This is a genomic window from Salegentibacter maritimus (assembly GCF_016236915.1).
GTDB lineage: Bacteria > Bacteroidota > Bacteroidia > Flavobacteriales > Flavobacteriaceae > Salegentibacter > Salegentibacter maritimus.
Genome location: NZ_JAEHOK010000005.1, coordinates 105,688 through 122,443 on the forward strand (window position 1 = coordinate 105,688; position 16,756 = coordinate 122,443).

16 protein-coding genes are annotated in these 16,756 nt (G+C 38.6%); 13 read left to right on the forward strand and 3 right to left on the reverse strand.

Translation table 11 applies throughout. The features are described 5' to 3' along the window. Nucleotides 1-18: 18 nt before the first annotated feature. From I6U49_RS05335 to I6U49_RS05350, 4 genes are all read left to right on the forward strand, one after another. On the forward strand, nt 19-1,656 hold the full coding sequence (locus I6U49_RS05335) for a family 16 glycosylhydrolase (RefSeq protein WP_198627875.1): 1,638 nt from the start codon (nt 19-21) through the stop codon (nt 1,654-1,656). 215 nt (nt 1,657-1,871) lie between these two features. Further along, nucleotides 1,872-4,148: a beta-glucosidase BglX gene (gene bglX, locus I6U49_RS05340; RefSeq protein ID WP_198627876.1), complete on the forward strand. Its 2,277-nt coding sequence runs from the start codon at nt 1,872-1,874 to the stop codon at nt 4,146-4,148. 2 nt (nt 4,149-4,150) lie between these two features. Then, nucleotides 4,151-4,924 carry a glycoside hydrolase family 16 protein gene (locus I6U49_RS05345; RefSeq protein ID WP_198627877.1) on the forward strand — a complete coding sequence of 258 codons (774 nt, stop codon included), beginning with the start codon at nt 4,151-4,153 and terminating at the stop codon, nt 4,922-4,924. 626 nt (nt 4,925-5,550) lie between these two features. After that, the gene (locus tag I6U49_RS05350; RefSeq protein WP_193712143.1) at nt 5,551-5,772 is read left to right on the forward strand and encodes a PID-CTERM protein-sorting domain-containing protein; all 222 of its coding nucleotides are present in this window, start codon (nt 5,551-5,553) and stop codon (nt 5,770-5,772) included. Here I6U49_RS05350 and I6U49_RS05355 read toward each other — a convergent pair whose 3' ends face one another. Next, the gene (locus tag I6U49_RS05355; protein WP_198627878.1) at nt 5,773-6,360 is read right to left on the reverse strand and encodes a riboflavin synthase; all 588 of its coding nucleotides are present in this window, start codon (nt 6,358-6,360) and stop codon (nt 5,773-5,775) included. 147 nt (nt 6,361-6,507) lie between these two features. Here I6U49_RS05355 and pdxA point away from each other — a divergent pair, with 147 nt between their 5' ends. The 9 genes from pdxA to I6U49_RS05400 all read left to right on the forward strand — a co-directional run bounded on the left by pdxA (nt 6,508) and on the right by I6U49_RS05400 (nt 14,206). Further along, nucleotides 6,508-7,554: a 4-hydroxythreonine-4-phosphate dehydrogenase PdxA gene (pdxA, locus tag I6U49_RS05360; protein ID WP_193712141.1), complete on the forward strand. Its 1,047-nt coding sequence runs from the start codon at nt 6,508-6,510 to the stop codon at nt 7,552-7,554. Between the two features lie 97 nt (nt 7,555-7,651). Next, nucleotides 7,652-8,191 carry a YceD family protein gene (locus tag I6U49_RS05365; protein ID WP_198627879.1) on the forward strand — a complete coding sequence of 180 codons (540 nt, stop codon included), beginning with the start codon at nt 7,652-7,654 and terminating at the stop codon, nt 8,189-8,191. Between the two features lie 9 nt (nt 8,192-8,200). Then, nucleotides 8,201-8,398, forward strand: coding sequence for a 50S ribosomal protein L32 (gene rpmF / locus I6U49_RS05370; RefSeq protein WP_037318365.1), 198 nt, complete (start codon nt 8,201-8,203; stop codon nt 8,396-8,398). A gap of 176 nt (nt 8,399-8,574) precedes the next feature. Beyond that, on the forward strand, nt 8,575-9,570 hold the full coding sequence (locus I6U49_RS05375; protein WP_198627880.1) for a beta-ketoacyl-ACP synthase III: 996 nt from the start codon (nt 8,575-8,577) through the stop codon (nt 9,568-9,570). 21 nt (nt 9,571-9,591) lie between these two features. Next, on the forward strand, nt 9,592-10,101 hold the full coding sequence (gene accB / locus I6U49_RS05380) for an acetyl-CoA carboxylase biotin carboxyl carrier protein (protein WP_193712138.1): 510 nt from the start codon (nt 9,592-9,594) through the stop codon (nt 10,099-10,101). 54 nt (nt 10,102-10,155) lie between these two features. Next, a complete protein-coding gene (gene accC / locus I6U49_RS05385; protein WP_198627881.1) occupies nt 10,156-11,502 on the forward strand; it encodes an acetyl-CoA carboxylase biotin carboxylase subunit in 1,347 nt (448 codons plus the stop codon). A gap of 305 nt (nt 11,503-11,807) precedes the next feature. Then, on the forward strand, nt 11,808-12,923 hold the full coding sequence (locus tag I6U49_RS05390; protein ID WP_198627882.1) for an NAD(P)/FAD-dependent oxidoreductase: 1,116 nt from the start codon (nt 11,808-11,810) through the stop codon (nt 12,921-12,923). Further along, nucleotides 12,920-13,591, forward strand: a complete 672-nt coding sequence (gene mtgA / locus I6U49_RS05395) for a monofunctional biosynthetic peptidoglycan transglycosylase (protein ID WP_198627883.1) — start codon at nt 12,920-12,922, stop codon at nt 13,589-13,591. Before I6U49_RS05390 ends, mtgA begins: the two co-directional genes overlap by 4 nt. A 162-nt stretch (nt 13,592-13,753) precedes the next feature. Further along, on the forward strand, nt 13,754-14,206 hold the full coding sequence (locus I6U49_RS05400) for a GreA/GreB family elongation factor (protein ID WP_232804639.1): 453 nt from the start codon (nt 13,754-13,756) through the stop codon (nt 14,204-14,206). Nucleotides 14,207-14,586: 380 nt separating this feature from the next. On the opposite strand, the gene I6U49_RS05405 is transcribed toward I6U49_RS05400, so the two are convergent. Continuing rightward, the gene (locus tag I6U49_RS05405) at nt 14,587-15,555 is read right to left on the reverse strand and encodes an ABC transporter ATP-binding protein (protein WP_198627884.1); all 969 of its coding nucleotides are present in this window, start codon (nt 15,553-15,555) and stop codon (nt 14,587-14,589) included. Nucleotides 15,556-15,609: 54 nt separating this feature from the next. Next, nucleotides 15,610-16,656 carry a ferredoxin--NADP reductase gene (locus I6U49_RS05410; protein ID WP_198627885.1) on the reverse strand — a complete coding sequence of 349 codons (1,047 nt, stop codon included), beginning with the start codon at nt 16,654-16,656 and terminating at the stop codon, nt 15,610-15,612. Nucleotides 16,657-16,756: the final 100 nt, after the last annotated feature.

Below are 16,756 nucleotides of genomic sequence, written 5' to 3' on the forward strand. Positions count from 1 at the left end.
AATTAAAAATAATTGATAATGAAAAATATACTAAAAACAGGTCTTATAGCATTGCTACTGGTATTTGCCGGTGCTTGCTCTAACGACGACTACGATATTGGCGAGATAAGCGCTCCTACCAACCTTCAGGTAGAAACCGAAATCCTTGGCCAATCTGGAGATATGCCTCAGGGAGATGGTAGTGGGCAGGTAACCTTTAATAGTGTAGCTGATGGGGCCATGACTTATAAATATGTTTTTGATAACGGAAGTACGGTAACTTCTCCCAGTGGTGTATATACACATCAATTCTCTGAAACCGGAACTAAGGTTTATACGGTTAATGTTATAGCCTATGGTGCTGGGGGTACTGCAAGCTCTACCACAGTAGATGTAGAAGTGCTGGTTACCTACGAACCACCGGCCGATTTATTAGAAAAATTAATTGGAAAAGAGTGGCGGGTTAAGGCCGAAGTTCCTGGTCACTTTGGACTTGGACCTGTAGGTGGGGTTGTTCCTACTGAATGGTATGCTGCCGGGGCAAATGAAAAAACCGGAACCGGAATGTATGACGATCGTTATATCTTTAATGAAGATGGTACGTTCACCCATATTACCAATACCAATAATGATGATCCAAACCCGGATCCATCAGGAACTGTATTTGGTCGAATTAACCTGATAGATCAGCTTGGTGCCTCTTGCGATTGTGAAGTACAGGGGGCAGATGTTCTTAATATACCTTATAACGATTATACCGAAAACTGGTCTATATCGGCTCCGGGAGGAAAAGAAACCATTAACCTTACGGGCTTGGCATTTATTGGTTACTATATTGGAGGTGATCACAAATATGAGATTTTTGACCGTTCTGGTACCAATGAGCTTATTCTTAAGTCTACCGATGGTAATGGTGAATTCGACTGGTGGTTTATTCTTACCTCAGATTCGGCAGAAGAGGAGGAAGAATTTGAAAGTGAATTTAATACCGAAGTATGGTCTGATGAGTTTGATGGCGATGCGCTTAATACCGATAATTGGAACTACGAAATTGGTAATGGCAATAATGGCTGGGGTAATGGAGAAGCCCAGTACTATACAGATGAACAGGATAACGTACGTGTAGAAAACGGAAATCTTATAATCACCGCAAAAAGGGAAGCTGAAAGTGGCTTCGATTTTACTTCGGCAAGGTTAACAACTAAAGATAAATTTGAGTTTACCTATGGCCGCGTAGAAGTTCGTGCAAAATTACCTGCCGGTGGTGGAACCTGGCCGGCCATTTGGATGCTTGGTGCCGGTTGGCCCGAAGAATCCTGGCCTGGAGTGGGAGAATTGGATATCATGGAATTTGTAGGAAACGACCCCGATAGAATTTCGTCGGCCTTACATTTTCCAGGAAATTCTGGCGGAAATGCCATTGTGGGAGATACAGAGGTTTCTGATGTAACTTCTGAATTTCATATATACGAAGTAGAATGGACCTCAGAAAAGATCACATTCTTAATGGATGGTAAGCCACATCTTGAATTTGATAATAATGATGCCACGCCATTTCAGAGTGATTTTTACTTATTGCTAAATGTGGCAATGGGAGGAACTCTGGGAGGAAATATTGCTGAAGATTTTCAGGAATCGTCTATGGAAGTAGATTATGTGAAGGTTTATCAAGAATAGTACTATTTAAAAATTAGACTGCCTGATTGCTATGTGATTATACTCGAGAATCGAGGTTTGTAAAATCCGGGATCCTGCTTCGAATTTCAAAATTCTTTTAAAGAACACCTCGCGGTCTTGTCGCGAGGTAGTTCCCCCGGTGGAATCTAATTTGTTTGTAGGCCACAAATAATATTATCACGCACATAGTTCAGGCAGTTTTTTATTCGCAAAAAATGAAAAAACGATGTTTATTAGGTTTTTTCCTGTGCTGCTTTTTTATAGCAAAAGGCCAGGATGCAACCATACCAAGTTCGGTTAAAAACGTAGAAGCTAAAGTAGATTCGGTTTTAGCTTTAATGACCCTTGAAGAAAAAGTTGGGCAGCTAGTTCAATACAACGGAAGTTGGGACCTTACCGGCCCTGCTTCAGAAATGAATAATAAAGAAAAAGAGGAAAACCTAAAAAACGGAAAAGTAGGTGCTATGCTTAACGTGTTATCAGTAGAAGCTACTCGCAAAGCACAAAAGCTAGTGATGGAAAATTCCCGGCTAAAAATTCCTTTAATGTTTGGGTATGATGTAATACACGGGTATTCCACTATTTTCCCCGTACCACTGGCAGAAACCTCTAGCTGGGACCTTGAAGCAATGGAGAAAACAGCTCAAATTGCAGCCCTGGAATCTGCGGCCAATGGGATTAACTGGACATTCTCGCCAATGATAGATGTTTCACGCGATGCTCGTTGGGGTAGAATTATGGAAGGATCTGGCGAAGATCCTTACCTAACTTCTAAAGTAGCGATTGCTAAAGTACAAGGCTACCAGAGTAACGATCTTGCCAACCCGCATACTATAGCGGCTACCGCCAAGCATTTTGCCGGTTATGGTTTTGGCGAAGCCGGGAGAGATTATAATTCGGTACATATTGGCGAAAATGAATTGCACAATACCATTCTTCCTCCCTTTAAGGCAGCAGCCAAAGCAGGTGTTGCTACTTTTATGAATTCGTTTAACGATATAGACGGTACACCGGCGACTGCACATAAAACTTTACAAAGGGATATCTTGAAAAGAGATTGGAATTGGAACGGATTTGTAGTTTCAGATTGGGGTTCTATTCCAGAAATGATAGCCCACGGTCTGGCCAGGGATAAAAAACACGCGGCTCAATTAGCTTTAAATGCAGGTAGCGATATGGACATGGAAGGCGGTGCCTACGAAATTGGCCTGGTAAGTCTTGTAGAAGAAGGAAAAGTAAGCGAAGAATATATAAATGATGCCGTAAAAAGAGTACTTAGGGTAAAGTTTAAGCTGGGCCTTTTTGACGACCCTTATTTATATGCTAATCCGGAGCTTTTAGACCAAATATCTTTTGAAGAGCATAAAGCTGTAGCTCGCGATGTAGCTAAAAAATCTATTGTGCTATTAAAGAATGAAAATGGTTTACTTCCCATTCAGGATTCCGTTAAAAAAATTGCGGTAATTGGCCCCCTGGCCAACGATAAAGATACGCCAATAGGAAACTGGAGAGCACAGGGAGAGACTAATTCGGCTGTGTCTTTACTGGAAGGTTTACAAAATAATGTGAGTAAAGATGTAGCGATTAGTTATGCTAAAGGTGCCGACCTTGGTATGGGAGAAAGAAGTTTTCTAATGCCTTTAGAAATTAATAGAACAGATACATCGGGCTTTCAGGAGGCCATAACCAAATCTTCGGAAGCCGATTTGGTAATTATGGCTCTGGGAGAAGATGCCTTCCAAACCGGCGAGGGTAGAAGTCAGGTAGATATTGGTCTGGCTGGAGTTCAGAAAGAATTGCTTAAAGAAATTCAAAAGGTGAACAAGAATATTGTTTTGGTGCTTATTAACGGAAGACCACTGGAGATCACCTATGCTTCAGAAAATATTCCGGCTATAGTTGAGGCCTGGCAATTAGGTTCAGAAAGCGGAAATGCTATTGCCGATGTTTTGCTGGGAGATTACAATCCTTCAGGAAAACTACCGGTTTCTTTTCCAAGGGCTGTAGGCCAGGAACCCTTATATTATAATCAAAAAAATACAGGGCGTCCTTCTAATCCTACCCACGTAACGTATTCTGGTTATACCGATGAAAAGAAAGATGCACTTTATCCTTTTGGCTTCGGACTCAGTTATACTTCTTTTGAATACGGAAATTTATCTATATCTGAAGAAGAATTAACTCCTGGAAATCCTATTGAAGTTAGTTTTAGTTTAAAAAACACCGGTGAAAGGGAAGGGAAAGAAATTGCCCAGTTGTATATAAGAGATTTGGTAGCCAGTACCACCCGTCCCGTGAAGGAACTTAAAGGTTTTAAAATGGTAAAATTGGCTCCCGGAGAATCTAAAACAGTCACTTTTCAGATCAATGGAGCAATGCTTCAGTTCTATTCAGCCAATAAAAAATGGGAGGCAGAGGCCGGTGAGTTTGAAGTTATGGTAGGTGGAAACTCTCGTGATCTGCAAAAAGTAAAATTCAGTTTAAAAAAATAAGTATGAAGAATAGAATTTCAATTTTCGGACTATTTCTTTTAATAGGTTTCCCTCTTACGGCACAGGAGCTAATTTGGGAAGAAAATTTTGATGGTAATTCCTTAAATATGGAGAATTGGAGCTATGAAACCGGTGATGGTTGCCCCGATCTTTGTGGCTGGGGAAATAATGAGCGCCAAATTTACAGCAAAGATTATGTAGCTGTAAAAGATGGAAATTTAGTGATTACCGCAGATAAGGTTGGAGATGCCTATTATAGCGGAAAAGTAAATACTAAAGATAAGTTCGAGTTTCAATACGGAACCGTTGAGGTTCGTGCAAAATTACCCGATGGGCACGGTCTTTGGCCGGCAATTTGGATGTTGGGTGCTAATATAAATGAGGTGGGTTGGCCCGCCTCTGGCGAGATTGATATCATGGAGTTTGTGGGCAGGCAGCCCGATACTATTCATAACGCGCTGCATACACCGGCAAGTCATGGAAATACTGAAAATATTAAAACCACGCCCATAGAAAATGTTACTTCAGATTTTCATGTTTTTAAAATGAACTGGACCAAAGATGCGATTACTTTTTATATAGACGATAAAAAGACCTATGTCTTCTCTCCTTCAGAAAAAAATGAAAAAACTTACCCTTACAGGCATCCGTTTTATTTATTATTGAATCTTGCTGTAGGTGGAAATTTTGGAGGACCTGAAGTTGATGATTCTATTTTTCCAAAACAATTTTTAATAGATTATGTAAAGGTTTATAAATACCAAGACAGTAAATAACTATTGTTTGCCTCTCTCTTGTAGATTGAGGTTTAGTCGATAATCTAAATTAAATATTTGTAGGCTTAATCAACCTTAAAAGCTCAATACCTCGTAGGTTTTCTGCGAGGTTATTTTTGTTTTTAAATGAATAATTTGGAGTGAAATCCTGGATTATTTTGGGTGGATAGTTTTGGTATTTTCAATACCTTCGCCTTATAAATGCACTTTTTATGTATAAAACTAATTATTGGGGTACAAAAGAATATTTTAAGATTGTCCGACAATTTTTTGATTATGTTTTATGAAAAAACATTAGATGAATGAGTATGGTTTATTGAGTTTGATTTCAAGGCGTCTATTAGTATTATTTATAGATTATAGTAATAATCAAATGATGCGAATAATGGCTTAAACCATTAAAAACAAGTATTTTGTCAGTAAAAAAAAGAAATAATTCTTACCAGGTAAGTAAGCGCTAAAAATCTTACAATACTTAGTAGGTTTTGTTAAAGTTAAACTAATTTTTATTATTTTTATAAGGTGTTGCCCCCTCTACACAAAACTAACGTACCTACTTTCTCGTTAATATATAGAATACAGAGTTTTTAGTGACTAATATTATGGCAGTAATTTAGGTGCAAATTATGAGGAGCAGGATAAAAATATTATGTGCAATAATTGCGCTGCTTTTATCTTTAGATATAGCAGGACAGGCGCAAAGCCATAAATTGCCGCCACCTCAAATGGAAGGAGTGTCTGGTGATAGCGTACCTCCTCCTCCCGGTCTCCCTATAGATTTTGGGATTTCGGCTTTACTAGCTGCCGGTTTAGGCTTGGGGATTCATCATCTTAGGAAAAAAAAATAATTATTTTAATTCCTGGATACGTTTTACATATTTCCCTATCACATCAAATTCCAGATTTACAAGATCTCCCTCTTTTAGAAACTTAAAGGTGGTATATTTATAGGTATAGGGAATTATAGCCACGCTAAATTCATTCCTTTTTGAATTCACTACAGTAAGGCTCACGCCATTAACAGTAATAGAACCTTTTTCTATGGTAATATTTTGTAGGGCCGGGTCATATTCAAAAGTAAACTCCCAGCTACCATCTTTTTCGGTTACTTTTTTACAAACTGCGGTTTGATCTACGTGTCCTTGCACAATATGACCGTCAAGCCTGGCGCCGAGTTTCATTCCTCTTTCCAGGTTTACCGGTGCATTTTCCTGTAAATGCTTTACATTGGTTTTTGCCAGGGTTTCAGCCACCGCGGTTACGGTATATTCATTTTCAGCAATAGAAACTACGGTAAGACAAACACCATTATGGGCTACACTTTGGTCTATTTTTAATTCGGGTGTCATCGTTGCTTTTATACTTATATGCATATTTCCACCTTCGTTCTGAACGCGACTTACTTCTCCTACTTCTTCAATAATTCCGGTAAACATATCTTTGGATTATTCTTACATTTGTGATGTAAAAATAGAAATAAACAGGAGAAGTTTAATGAAATACCGACCAACAAATTCAGATTTAAATCTGAAACAATATTGTTAGTGTTTCACTAAATAGCGAATCCCGATAATTTTAAGCAGATGAAGCAAGCAGAAAAGGTGAAATTAGGAATAAGTATAGGAGATTTAAATGGAATTGGCAGTGAAATAGTGCTCAAAACCTTTGACGACTCCCGAATGCTGGATTTTTGTACGCCTATTATTTTTGCTTCAACCAAAGTGCTTACTTTTTTAAAGAAACAGTTCAAGCTTTCTTTACATTTTCAGGGAATAGACGATGCCTCTAAAGCGATAGATGGAAAGATTAATGTGGTAAATGTTTGGAAAGAAGGTGTGAATATAAATTTTGGAGAGGAAGATCCAAAAGTAGGAAGCTATGCGTTTAAATCTTTACAGGCTGCAACAAGTGCACTTAAAGAAGACCAAATAGATGTTTTGGTGACCGCTCCCATCAATAAACATAGCATCCAGTCGGCCGAGTTTAATTTTCCAGGCCATACAGATTATTTGGCAAAAGAACTGGAGGGCGAAAGCCTCATGTTTATGATTACCGATACCTTGAAAATAGGTTTACTTACAGATCATGTGGCCCTAAAGGATATTGCGAATACCATTACACCCCAATTAATTGAAAAGAAATTGAAAATTATCCAGGACACTTTGAAGCAGGATTTTAGGGTTCAGAAACCTAAAATAGCAGTTTTAGGTATTAATCCGCATAGTGGCGATAACGGGGTTATTGGGAAAGAAGATGAAGAAGTTTTAAAACCTACGCTTCAGAAATTGCGGGATAAAGGAGATTTGGTTTTTGGTCCATTTTCGGCCGATAGCTTTTTTGGTTCTAAAAATTACGTGAATTTTGATGCTGTGGTGGCCTCTTACCACGACCAGGGCCTAATTCCTTTTAAAACCCTTTCTTTTGGTAATGGAGTAAATTTTACCGCCGGGTTGAGCAAAGTGAGAACCTCGCCAGATCACGGTACCGCTTTTGAGATTGCGGGTACCAACTCGGCAAATATCAATTCATTTAAAGAGGCCGTTTTTCGGGCAATAGAAATTTATAAATGCCGTGAAGAATATAAGGAGCTTACCAAAAACCCCTTAAAGAAACAGGGTAGAAAGTTATAAACAAAAAATTGTTTATAACAAGGCTCTAATTTATTAATTTTTATATATTTGCACCCGCCTAAGCCTAAGCGGCTCATGGCATGAAACTGATGATGAGATGAGGAATTTAGCAGCGTATACAATCCCTTTTGTAGGGTTAAAGCTGGGCAAACACCAGTTTGAATACGACATTGACAATAAGTTCTTTGAGCATTTTGAGTACGACGATCTTAACAGTGCCAATGTGAAAATTGATTTGTTTTTGGAGAAAAAAACAACAATGATGGAGCTTACTTTTAAAGCTTCCGGTGCGGTTAATGTAAATTGTGATATCACCAATGAGCCATATAATCAGCCTATTGAAGGCAGTTTATATTTGGTTGTGAAATTTGGTGAAGAATATAATGACGAAAATGAAGATTTATTAATTTTGCCCCACGGTGAATATGAAATAAATGTTCAGCAATATATTTATGAGCTTATTGTGCTTTCTGTTCCTTTAAAAAGGGTTCATCCCGGGGTAGAAGATGGCACCTTAGATTCAGACGTACTGGATAAACTTGAAGAATTAAGTATTAGTAATAACGAGAGTAAAAATGATGAGGATGAAATAGATCCTCGCTGGGATAAATTAAAAAACTTATTAAACGATAAATAACAGCAAGCCATGGCACATCCAAAGAGAAAAATCTCTAAAACAAGAAGAGATAAAAGAAGGACACATTATAAAGCTTCGGTACCAAAAATAGCTACAGATCCTACAACAGGAGAAGCTCATTTGTACCATAGAGCACACTGGCATGAAGGTAAATTATATTACCGAGGCCAGGTCCTAATTGATAATACAGAAGAAATAGAAGCTTAATTGAACATAGAGCTTTAACTTTTATAAAAACTCTCACCCACGTGAGAGTTTTTTGTTTCAAGTTGAATAAGTGCTAAAAAGACCTTAATTTGCACGCCCAGTTAAAGAAAAATTAGTACTTTTCTTTAGGCTTTTTACGTCTCTATGGGCGTAGAATGGGTATTAAAGTGAAATCTATGAATAAAATCACAGCAGCCATTACCGCTGTGGGTACCTATGTACCCGAGGATGTGTTAACCAACAAAATGTTGGAAGAGATGGTGGAGACCAACGATGAATGGATCTTCAGCCGAACCGGTATTAAAGAACGCCGAATTTTAAAAGACCCTAATAAAGGAACTTCATTTTTAGGAATAGAAGCAGCCAAAAATTTGATAGAGAAATCAAATCTCGATCCAAAAGAGATAGATTTGGTGCTTTTGGCTTCTGCAACTCCAGATTTACCTGTAGCCGCTACAGCGGTTCATATCGCTACGCAAATTGGTGCTACCAATGCGTTTGGATATGACCTTCAGGCCGCTTGTTCCGGATTTTTATATGCCATGTCTACGGCTTCGGCCTATATTGAATCTGGCCGATATAAAAAAGTACTAGTGATTGGGGCCGATAAAATGTCTTCTATAATCGATTATACCGATAGAACTACCTGTATTATCTTTGGCGATGGTGCAGGTGCAGTACTTATGGAGCCTAATGAAGAAGGCCTTGGTTTACAGGATGAAATCTTAAGAAGCGATTCTATTGGAAGGGAATCCCTAAAAATAGAAGCCGGCGGTTCACTAATGCCTCCAACCGAGGAAACAGTAGCTAAAAAATTACATTATGTAAGGCAGGATGGCAAAACTGTATTTAAGTTTGCAGTGTCTAATATGGCAGGCGTTAGCGAACAAATTATGGAGCGCAATAAATTAAACAATGATGATGTAGATTGGCTTATTGCACACCAGGCAAATAAACGAATTGTAGGAGCTACGGCTCAGCGTATGGGCCTTGAAGATAATAAAGTGCTTATGAACATTGAGCGCTATGGAAATACTACATCGGCTACTTTGCCTTTATTGCTTGGAGATTACGAAAAGCAATTCAAAAAAGGAGATAATTTAGTTTTTGCTTCATTTGGAGGCGGCTTCACCTGGGGAGCAATCTACTTAAAATGGGCATATAATTCTTAAAAAAACCAACACCCTAACATTATGGATTTAAAAGAAATTCAGAATTTAATAAAGTTTGTGGCCAAGTCTGGTGCCAGCGAGGTAAAACTGGAGACGGGCGATGTGAAAATTACGATTAGAACAGGCTCAGACGAAAAAGAAACTATTGTTCAACAAGTGCCAATGGGTGGCCAAATGCCACAAATGCCTGCGCAAGTACAACCGCAGCAACCACATGCACCGGCACCATCTCAGGAAGAAAGTGCACCACAACAAAAAGAGAGTAAATCGGCTGCAGAAGACGATTCAAAATATATTACGGTAAAATCTCCAATTATTGGAACTTTCTATCGTAAACCTTCTCCAGATAAACCAACCTTTGTAGAAGTTGGAGATTCGGTTAAAGAAGGAGATGTGCTTTGTGTGATTGAAGCTATGAAACTTTTTAATGAGATAGAGAGCGAAGTTTCAGGAAAAATAGTAAAGGTACTGGTAGACGATGCTTCACCGGTAGAATTCGATCAGCCTTTATTCTTAGTAGATCCATCATAAATTACTGCCCATTTAGCTTAAGGCATTTTGTCCTGGGCCAAAAAAACAATAGGTATGTTTAAAAAAATATTGATTGCAAACAGGGGCGAGATCGCTTTACGCGTAATTCGTACCTGTAAAGAAATGGGAATTAGCACAGTGGCGGTTTATTCTACCGCAGATGCTGAAAGCCTTCACGTAAGGTTTGCCGATGAGGCCGTATGTATAGGACCTCCTCCCAGTAATTTATCTTATCTTAAAATCTCAAACATCATAGCTGCGGCAGAAATTACCAATGCCGATGCTATTCACCCCGGTTATGGTTTTCTTTCTGAAAACGCAAAATTTTCAAAAATTTGTGAAGAGCACGATATTAAATTTATAGGTGCTTCTGCCGAAATGATTGGAAAAATGGGGGATAAAGCAACGGCTAAAGCTACTATGAAAGCTGCCGGGGTTCCCTGTGTACCGGGATCGGAAGGGATTATTAAAGATTTTGAGGAATGTAAAAAAATAGCCAAGGAAATTGGTTATCCGGTTATGCTAAAAGCTACTGCAGGTGGTGGTGGTAAAGGTATGCGTGCCGTATGGAAGGAAGAAGACCTGCAAGCTGCATGGGATTCTGCAAGACAGGAATCGGCTGCAGCTTTTGATAATAATGATATGTATATGGAAAAGCTCATTGAAGAGCCTCGCCATATAGAAATTCAGGTAGTTGGAGACAGTAGGGGGAAAGCATGTCACCTTTCTGAAAGGGACTGCTCGGTACAACGCCGTCACCAGAAGTTAACCGAAGAAACACCTTCTCCTTTTATGACCGATAGCCTTCGGGAAAAAATGGGAGAGGCAGCCGTAAGAGCCGCAGAATACATTAAATACGAAGGTGCAGGTACTGTAGAGTTTTTGGTAGATAAACACCGTAATTTCTACTTTATGGAAATGAACACCCGTATACAGGTAGAGCACCCAATTACCGAACAGGTAATAGATTACGATCTTATTAGGGAACAAATCCTGGTTGCAGCGGGAGTTCCAATTTCGGGTAAAGATTATTTCCCAAAATTACACTCTATAGAATGCCGAATTAATGCCGAAGATCCTTATAACGGCTTTAGGCCTTCGCCGGGGAAGATCACAAATCTTCACGCACCCGGTGGCCATGGGGTAAGAATAGATACGCACGTTTATAGTGGGTATATTATTCCGCCAAACTACGATTCTATGATCGCGAAATTGATCACTACCGCCCAAACCAGGGAAGAGGCGATCAATAAAATGAAACGCGCATTAGATGAATTCGTGATAGAAGGTATTAAAACCACAATCCCGTTCCATAGACAACTTATGGACCATCCCGATTATATTGATGGGAATTACACCACTAAGTTTATGGAAGATTTTGAAATGAAATCACTCGAATAAGATTAAGTTTCAGCGTCATTCTGAACTTGTTTCAGAATCTAACATCTGGAATATTTAAGCATAAGACCTCACAGGTTTTCTAAACCTGTGAGGTCTTTTTTTATTAGCATCGCCAAAAGGGCATATTAGCCTGAGGTAGTTTACTTGAACAATTTTCCTTCGTCAGCCTGAATTTATTTCAGAATCTAATATCTTGACAATCTAAATGCGTTAAAAATCCAGAAAAAGATTAAACTATGTCGGCTGGAGTTTTTATGTAGCCTCATTATTTATTTCGTATTTTCATTAAAAATTAACCAAGCCTAATGAACCTTTCTTACTGGGAAACCAAAACCTGGTTTTCAAATATTGATTTTTGCATTGTCGGTAGCGGGATTACGGGCCTAAATTGTGCTCTAAACTTAAAAACGCGATTTCCAAAATCTAAAATCCTTGTTTTAGAACGCGGCATGTTACTAAACGGAGCAAGTACAAAAAATGCCGGTTTTGCCTGTTTTGGAAGTGTCTCTGAAATCCTGGAAGATCTAAATTCCCATTCTGAAGAGGAAGTGCTGCAGCTTATTCAAAAGCGGTTAAAGGGCTTGAATTTGCTTCGGAAGAATTTGGGAGATAAAAACATAGGCTATAAGGAATATGGGGGCTACGAACTTTTTACCAAAGAAGACCAGGCACTTTTTGAAGAATGTACGGCAAAGTTACCTGAGCTCAATAAAATGCTGGAACCGCTGTTTGGAGAGGCTATGTTTAGTATCCAAAAAAATAGCTTCGGATTTAGGGATATTCAGAAAAAAATTATTTTTAATCAGTTTGAAGGTCAGTTAAATACCGGGGGAATGATGGAAACCCTCCTGTATAAAGTTCAAAAGGCCGGTATAAAAATCCTGAATAATGTTAACGTTGAAGAATTCACGGAGGCCAAAAATTCGGTAAAGATTAAAACCGATAAATTAGAATTTTTAGCAAGGAAATTATTGATAGCTACTAATGGTTTTTCAGAGAAATTGGGGATTGCGCAGGTAAAACCGGCACGTGCCCAGGTGTTGATTACCAAACCGATTAAAAATCTGGAAATCAAAGGCACATTTCATTTAGATAAAGGCTATTATTATTTCAGGAATATTGACGATTGCATTCTTTTTGGCGGTGGTAGGAACCTGGACTTTAAGACGGAAGAAACCACCGAAATGGCGCAAACAAAACTTATTCAGCAGAAACTTGAGGAATTACTTAAAAATACTATTTTGCCCGAAACTTCTTTTGAAATTGAACATCGCTGGAGCGGAATTATGGGCATTGGAAAACAGAAAAATCCCATAGTAAAGCAGGTTTCAGAAAACGTTTATTGCGGAGTGCGATTAGGCGGGATGGGCGTTGCCATTGGTAGTTTAGTAGGAAAGGAACTTTCAGAATTGATAATATGATGAAGAAATTTTTCAAATTTATCCTAAAGCTGATAAGCGTTTTACTTCTGTTTTCCATTTTTATGGTCTTGCTATATAAATGGTTCCCGGTGCCCTTTACCCCTTTAATGGCTATTCGGTATTTTGAGAATCCCGAAGAAGAAATTCGGCATACCTGGGTGTCCCGGGAAGATATTTCCCAACACTTACAGTTAGCCGTAATTGCCGGTGAAGATCAAAACTTTGTAAAACATAATGGTTTCGATTTTGAAGCTATAGAAAAGGCCATAGAAGGTAACCAGAAAGGAAAGCGGGTGCGTGGCGCCAGCACAATTTCCCAGCAAACTGCAAAGAATGTGTTTTTATGGCCGGGAAGAAATTGGTTTAGAAAAGGCCTGGAGGTTTATTTTACGTTTTTAATCGAAAATTTTTGGAGCAAAGAACGAATTTTAGAGGTGTACCTGAATAGTATTGAGATGGGGAAAGGAGTTTACGGGGCTGAAGCTGCAGCGAAGCATTGGTTTAATAAATCGGCTGCGAACCTTTCTATTTACGAAGCCGCTGCAATTGCCGCTATTTTGCCTAATCCCAGGGAATATAAGGCAAACCCTGCGAGTAGTTATATAAATGAGAGGAAAAACTGGATTGTGCGGCAAATGCAGAATTATGGAAGATTTCATTTGGAGTAAATTATAAAATAATGTCATTTACCATCAATTTGAACTTGTTTCAGATTCTAATATGTTTGGATTATTAAACACCTAGATTCCCGAAAAGATTCGGAGCAGGCTCTGAAATAAATTCAGGATGACCACTGAAAAAACTATGTATAGCTTTTAGCTAAAAAACTCATGAATTTAATAAAAGAGAAATTATATAAAGCTTGCGAGGCTTATGTGGAAGAACGTATAAAGCGTATTGAAGTTGCTATGGACGGACTTGAAACCGACCTTGAGAACGAAACCAAAAGCAGTGCGGGCGATAAATATGAAACCGGGCGGGAAATGATAAACCTGGAATGGAATAAATTATCGGGACAATTACAGCAATTTAAAAATCTTAGAAATACGCTTAATCTTGCTAAAAGTAGAACTAACAATGGCTCCGCTCAATTGGGGGCTGCGGTAAAGACCAATATGGCCAATTATTTTATAGCGATCCCGGCAGATCGTATTATTGTAGAGGGCGAAGCGTATTTTGCTATAGGTGCTAATTCTCCCATCGCGCAATTATTGCTACATAAAAAAGTTGGAGAAGAAATTACTTTCAACGGAAAAACAGCTAAAATCCTTGAAGTGTTTTAAATTAAAAATGCTTAGCCACGATTACACGAATATTCTATAAAATACCTCCTCTACTTTTAAAGGGAGGGAATAAATAAAGGTGGGGTGACGACACAAAAAAACAATGTGTGATTGCTAAGAAGGTACGACTAAAGCAATCTGCACAAATAGAAACTCTCATTCAGTAGATTACCGCGCTCCTTCGGGCGCTCGTAATGATGATAGTAAAGAAGGAAAAAACAAGAAACAAGATCAAACCCCTCCGATCTGCGGACACCTCTCCTTGAAGAAATGGTGTTTATCCCTGATAATAGGCCTGGTTTTTTGGGCCATAATTTTCTATCTAACGGCTAATTACTACAGTCTATCGACTAGAATTATTCGGTTATTCGTGGCGAAACTTACTTCAATCTAGATTCGATTAATTTTTCTGAAATTTTAAGCTTTATCCTTTTGTCTTTTTTTAATTCCTGTGAATGATTAAAATAGATAGTCTTTCCGTTTAGTTCGGCTTCAATTAACCAGTTTTCACCTTTAAACCAGGATTTTTTTACTGTTGCTTCTATTCCGGAAGTTTTGGAAAGTTTTATTTCTTCCGGGTAAAGAATCACTTTTTTTCGGCTGCTTTCATCTTTAGCCAAATCCTTTAGCATAAGTTCGTTTACATCTCCAAAAAGGGATGCCACATATTTATTTGGTGGGTTTTCATATAAATTCTGCGGAGAATTTTCAGCATAGATTTTTGCATTTTTCAGGACGATAGTTTTGTCGGCGAAAGAAAGTGCATCGGTACTATCGTGGCTGGCCACTATACAGGCGATATTGTGGTCCTTTAGGTAAGCAAAAAGTCTTCGACGTAAATTATTTTTTCTAAAGTGGTCTATATGGCTAAAAGGTTCGTCCAGTAAAAGCAGTTCAGGCTGCTTGGCCAGCGCCCGTGCTAAAGCTACGCGCTGTTGCTGGCCGCCGCTTAAAAGTTTCGCTTTCTTATCGGCTAGCTCGGTCATTTCAACCACTTCCAATAATTCTTTTATACGCTGCTTCTTTTTGTGGGGATATTGGTTGCTAAGGTATTTTCCAATATTATCGGCTACACTTAAAGGAAGCATAAGATCGAAATCCTGGGCTAAATATTTTATAAAAGCCTCTCCGGGCACCAGGTTAAAATTGGGTCCCAATAATTCTTTTTCTTCCCAAAAAATCTCACCATCGGTATGAAGCAGGCCGTAAATAAGTTTAAGCAGCGTACTTTTACCACAGCCGCTTTCTCCAATTACCGAAAGGTTTTCTCCTTTTTCAAGCTTAAAACTTATGTTTTTTAAAACCGGTTCTTCAGCATAGGCAAAAGAGACATTTTTGAGTTTCAGCATAAAATTTATGTATTCTTTACAAGAGTGCTTAGCAAGACTTTCTTGCCTGGTATACTAGACATCGTCGTAATCTACCTTAAGCTTTGGCGTAAGAGGTTGTGCCTGGCAGGTTAAGATTAAACCTTCTTCCACTTCGTCATCGGTTAGAATTTGATTTTTTCGCATTTCGGCCTTTCCTTCGGTGATTCTGGCAATACAACTGCTGCAAATACCACCCTGGCAGGAATAAGGTACGTCTAAATCCTGCTCTAAAGCAGCATCCAGTACCGTATCTTTGGTATCCATAGAAAAGGTGGTTTCCTCGTCATCTACCATAACCGTAAGTTCGGTTTTACCTTCAACATTGGTTTCTATGGCGCCTGTTTCTTCAGTGGTAAATAGTTCGTAAAGAATTTTGTCTTCGGTAATTCCGTTTTGTTTTAAAACTTCACTTACCTGGTTTATCATTTCCTCGGGACCACAAAGGTAAAAAGCATCAAAAGCCTGATCTTTAAATTTGTTCTTTACAACAAAGTTTACCGTGCTGGTTTCTATACGTCCAAAATGGGAATTATCCTCTCTTGTTCGGCTGTATACAAACTCTATAAAAAGCCTGTCGGCAAATTTAGCTTGCAATTCAAGCAGCTCTTTAAAAAAAATGGTTTCTTCCGGAGATTTGTTTCCGTAGGTAAGCACAAACCTACTTTTAGGCTCTTCGCTCAAAACGGTTTTTATAATAGAAAGCACTGGTGTTATCCCGCTTCCGGCAGCAAAGGCTGCATACGTTTTTGCTTCACCGGTAGGTTTTAAAATAAATTTTCCTTCTGGCGGATGAACTTCCAGAATGTCTCCTGCATTGAGTTTGTTATTGGCAATTACAGAGAATTTCCCACCTTCTACCTCTTTTACCGTTACTTTAAACTCTCCCGAATTAGGGGCCGAACAAAGGGAATAAGCACGTCTTATCTCTTCATCACCTACTTTTGTTTTTATGGTAATATACTGGCCTGCATCAAACTTAAATTCCTCTTTTAAGTTTTCCGGAATATTAAAAGACAAGCTTACTGCTTGTGGGGTTTCCCTAACTACTTCTTTTATCTCTAAAGGAAAAAATTTACTCATCAAAAAAATATTTTTTGCAAAAATACAAAGTATGTGAAATTAAAGAGTGTAACAAATGCCTAAATTTCTATACTTGTAAAGTAAGTGATAGGTAAAATAT

Excerpts from the sequence above, each read along its gene's own strand:
- I6U49_RS05345 (WP_198627877.1), top strand. The coding sequence starts at position 4,151 with ATGAAGAATAGAATTTCAATTTTCGGACTATTTCTTTTAATAGGTTTC.
- I6U49_RS05375 (WP_198627880.1), top strand. The coding sequence starts at position 8,575 with ATGAATAAAATCACAGCAGCCATTACCGCTGTGGGTACCTATGTACCC.
- pdxA (WP_193712141.1), top strand. The coding sequence starts at position 6,508 with ATGAAGCAAGCAGAAAAGGTGAAATTAGGAATAAGTATAGGAGATTTA.
- I6U49_RS05390 (WP_198627882.1), top strand. The coding sequence starts at position 11,808 with ATGAACCTTTCTTACTGGGAAACCAAAACCTGGTTTTCAAATATTGAT.
- mtgA (WP_198627883.1), top strand. The coding sequence starts at position 12,920 with ATGATGAAGAAATTTTTCAAATTTATCCTAAAGCTGATAAGCGTTTTA.
- I6U49_RS05405 (WP_198627884.1), bottom strand. The coding sequence starts at position 15,555 with ATGCTGAAACTCAAAAATGTCTCTTTTGCCTATGCTGAAGAACCGGTT.
- accB (WP_193712138.1), top strand. The coding sequence starts at position 9,592 with ATGGATTTAAAAGAAATTCAGAATTTAATAAAGTTTGTGGCCAAGTCT.
- accC (WP_198627881.1), top strand. The coding sequence starts at position 10,156 with ATGTTTAAAAAAATATTGATTGCAAACAGGGGCGAGATCGCTTTACGC.
- I6U49_RS05410 (WP_198627885.1), bottom strand. The coding sequence starts at position 16,656 with ATGAGTAAATTTTTTCCTTTAGAGATAAAAGAAGTAGTTAGGGAAACC.
- I6U49_RS05355 (WP_198627878.1), bottom strand. The coding sequence starts at position 6,360 with ATGTTTACCGGAATTATTGAAGAAGTAGGAGAAGTAAGTCGCGTTCAG.
- I6U49_RS05365 (WP_198627879.1), top strand. The coding sequence starts at position 7,652 with ATGAGGAATTTAGCAGCGTATACAATCCCTTTTGTAGGGTTAAAGCTG.
- rpmF (WP_037318365.1), top strand. The coding sequence starts at position 8,201 with ATGGCACATCCAAAGAGAAAAATCTCTAAAACAAGAAGAGATAAAAGA.
- I6U49_RS05350 (WP_193712143.1), top strand. The coding sequence starts at position 5,551 with ATGAGGAGCAGGATAAAAATATTATGTGCAATAATTGCGCTGCTTTTA.
- I6U49_RS05335 (WP_198627875.1), top strand. The coding sequence starts at position 19 with ATGAAAAATATACTAAAAACAGGTCTTATAGCATTGCTACTGGTATTT.
- I6U49_RS05400 (WP_232804639.1), top strand. The coding sequence starts at position 13,754 with ATGAATTTAATAAAAGAGAAATTATATAAAGCTTGCGAGGCTTATGTG.
- bglX (WP_198627876.1), top strand. The coding sequence starts at position 1,872 with ATGAAAAAACGATGTTTATTAGGTTTTTTCCTGTGCTGCTTTTTTATA.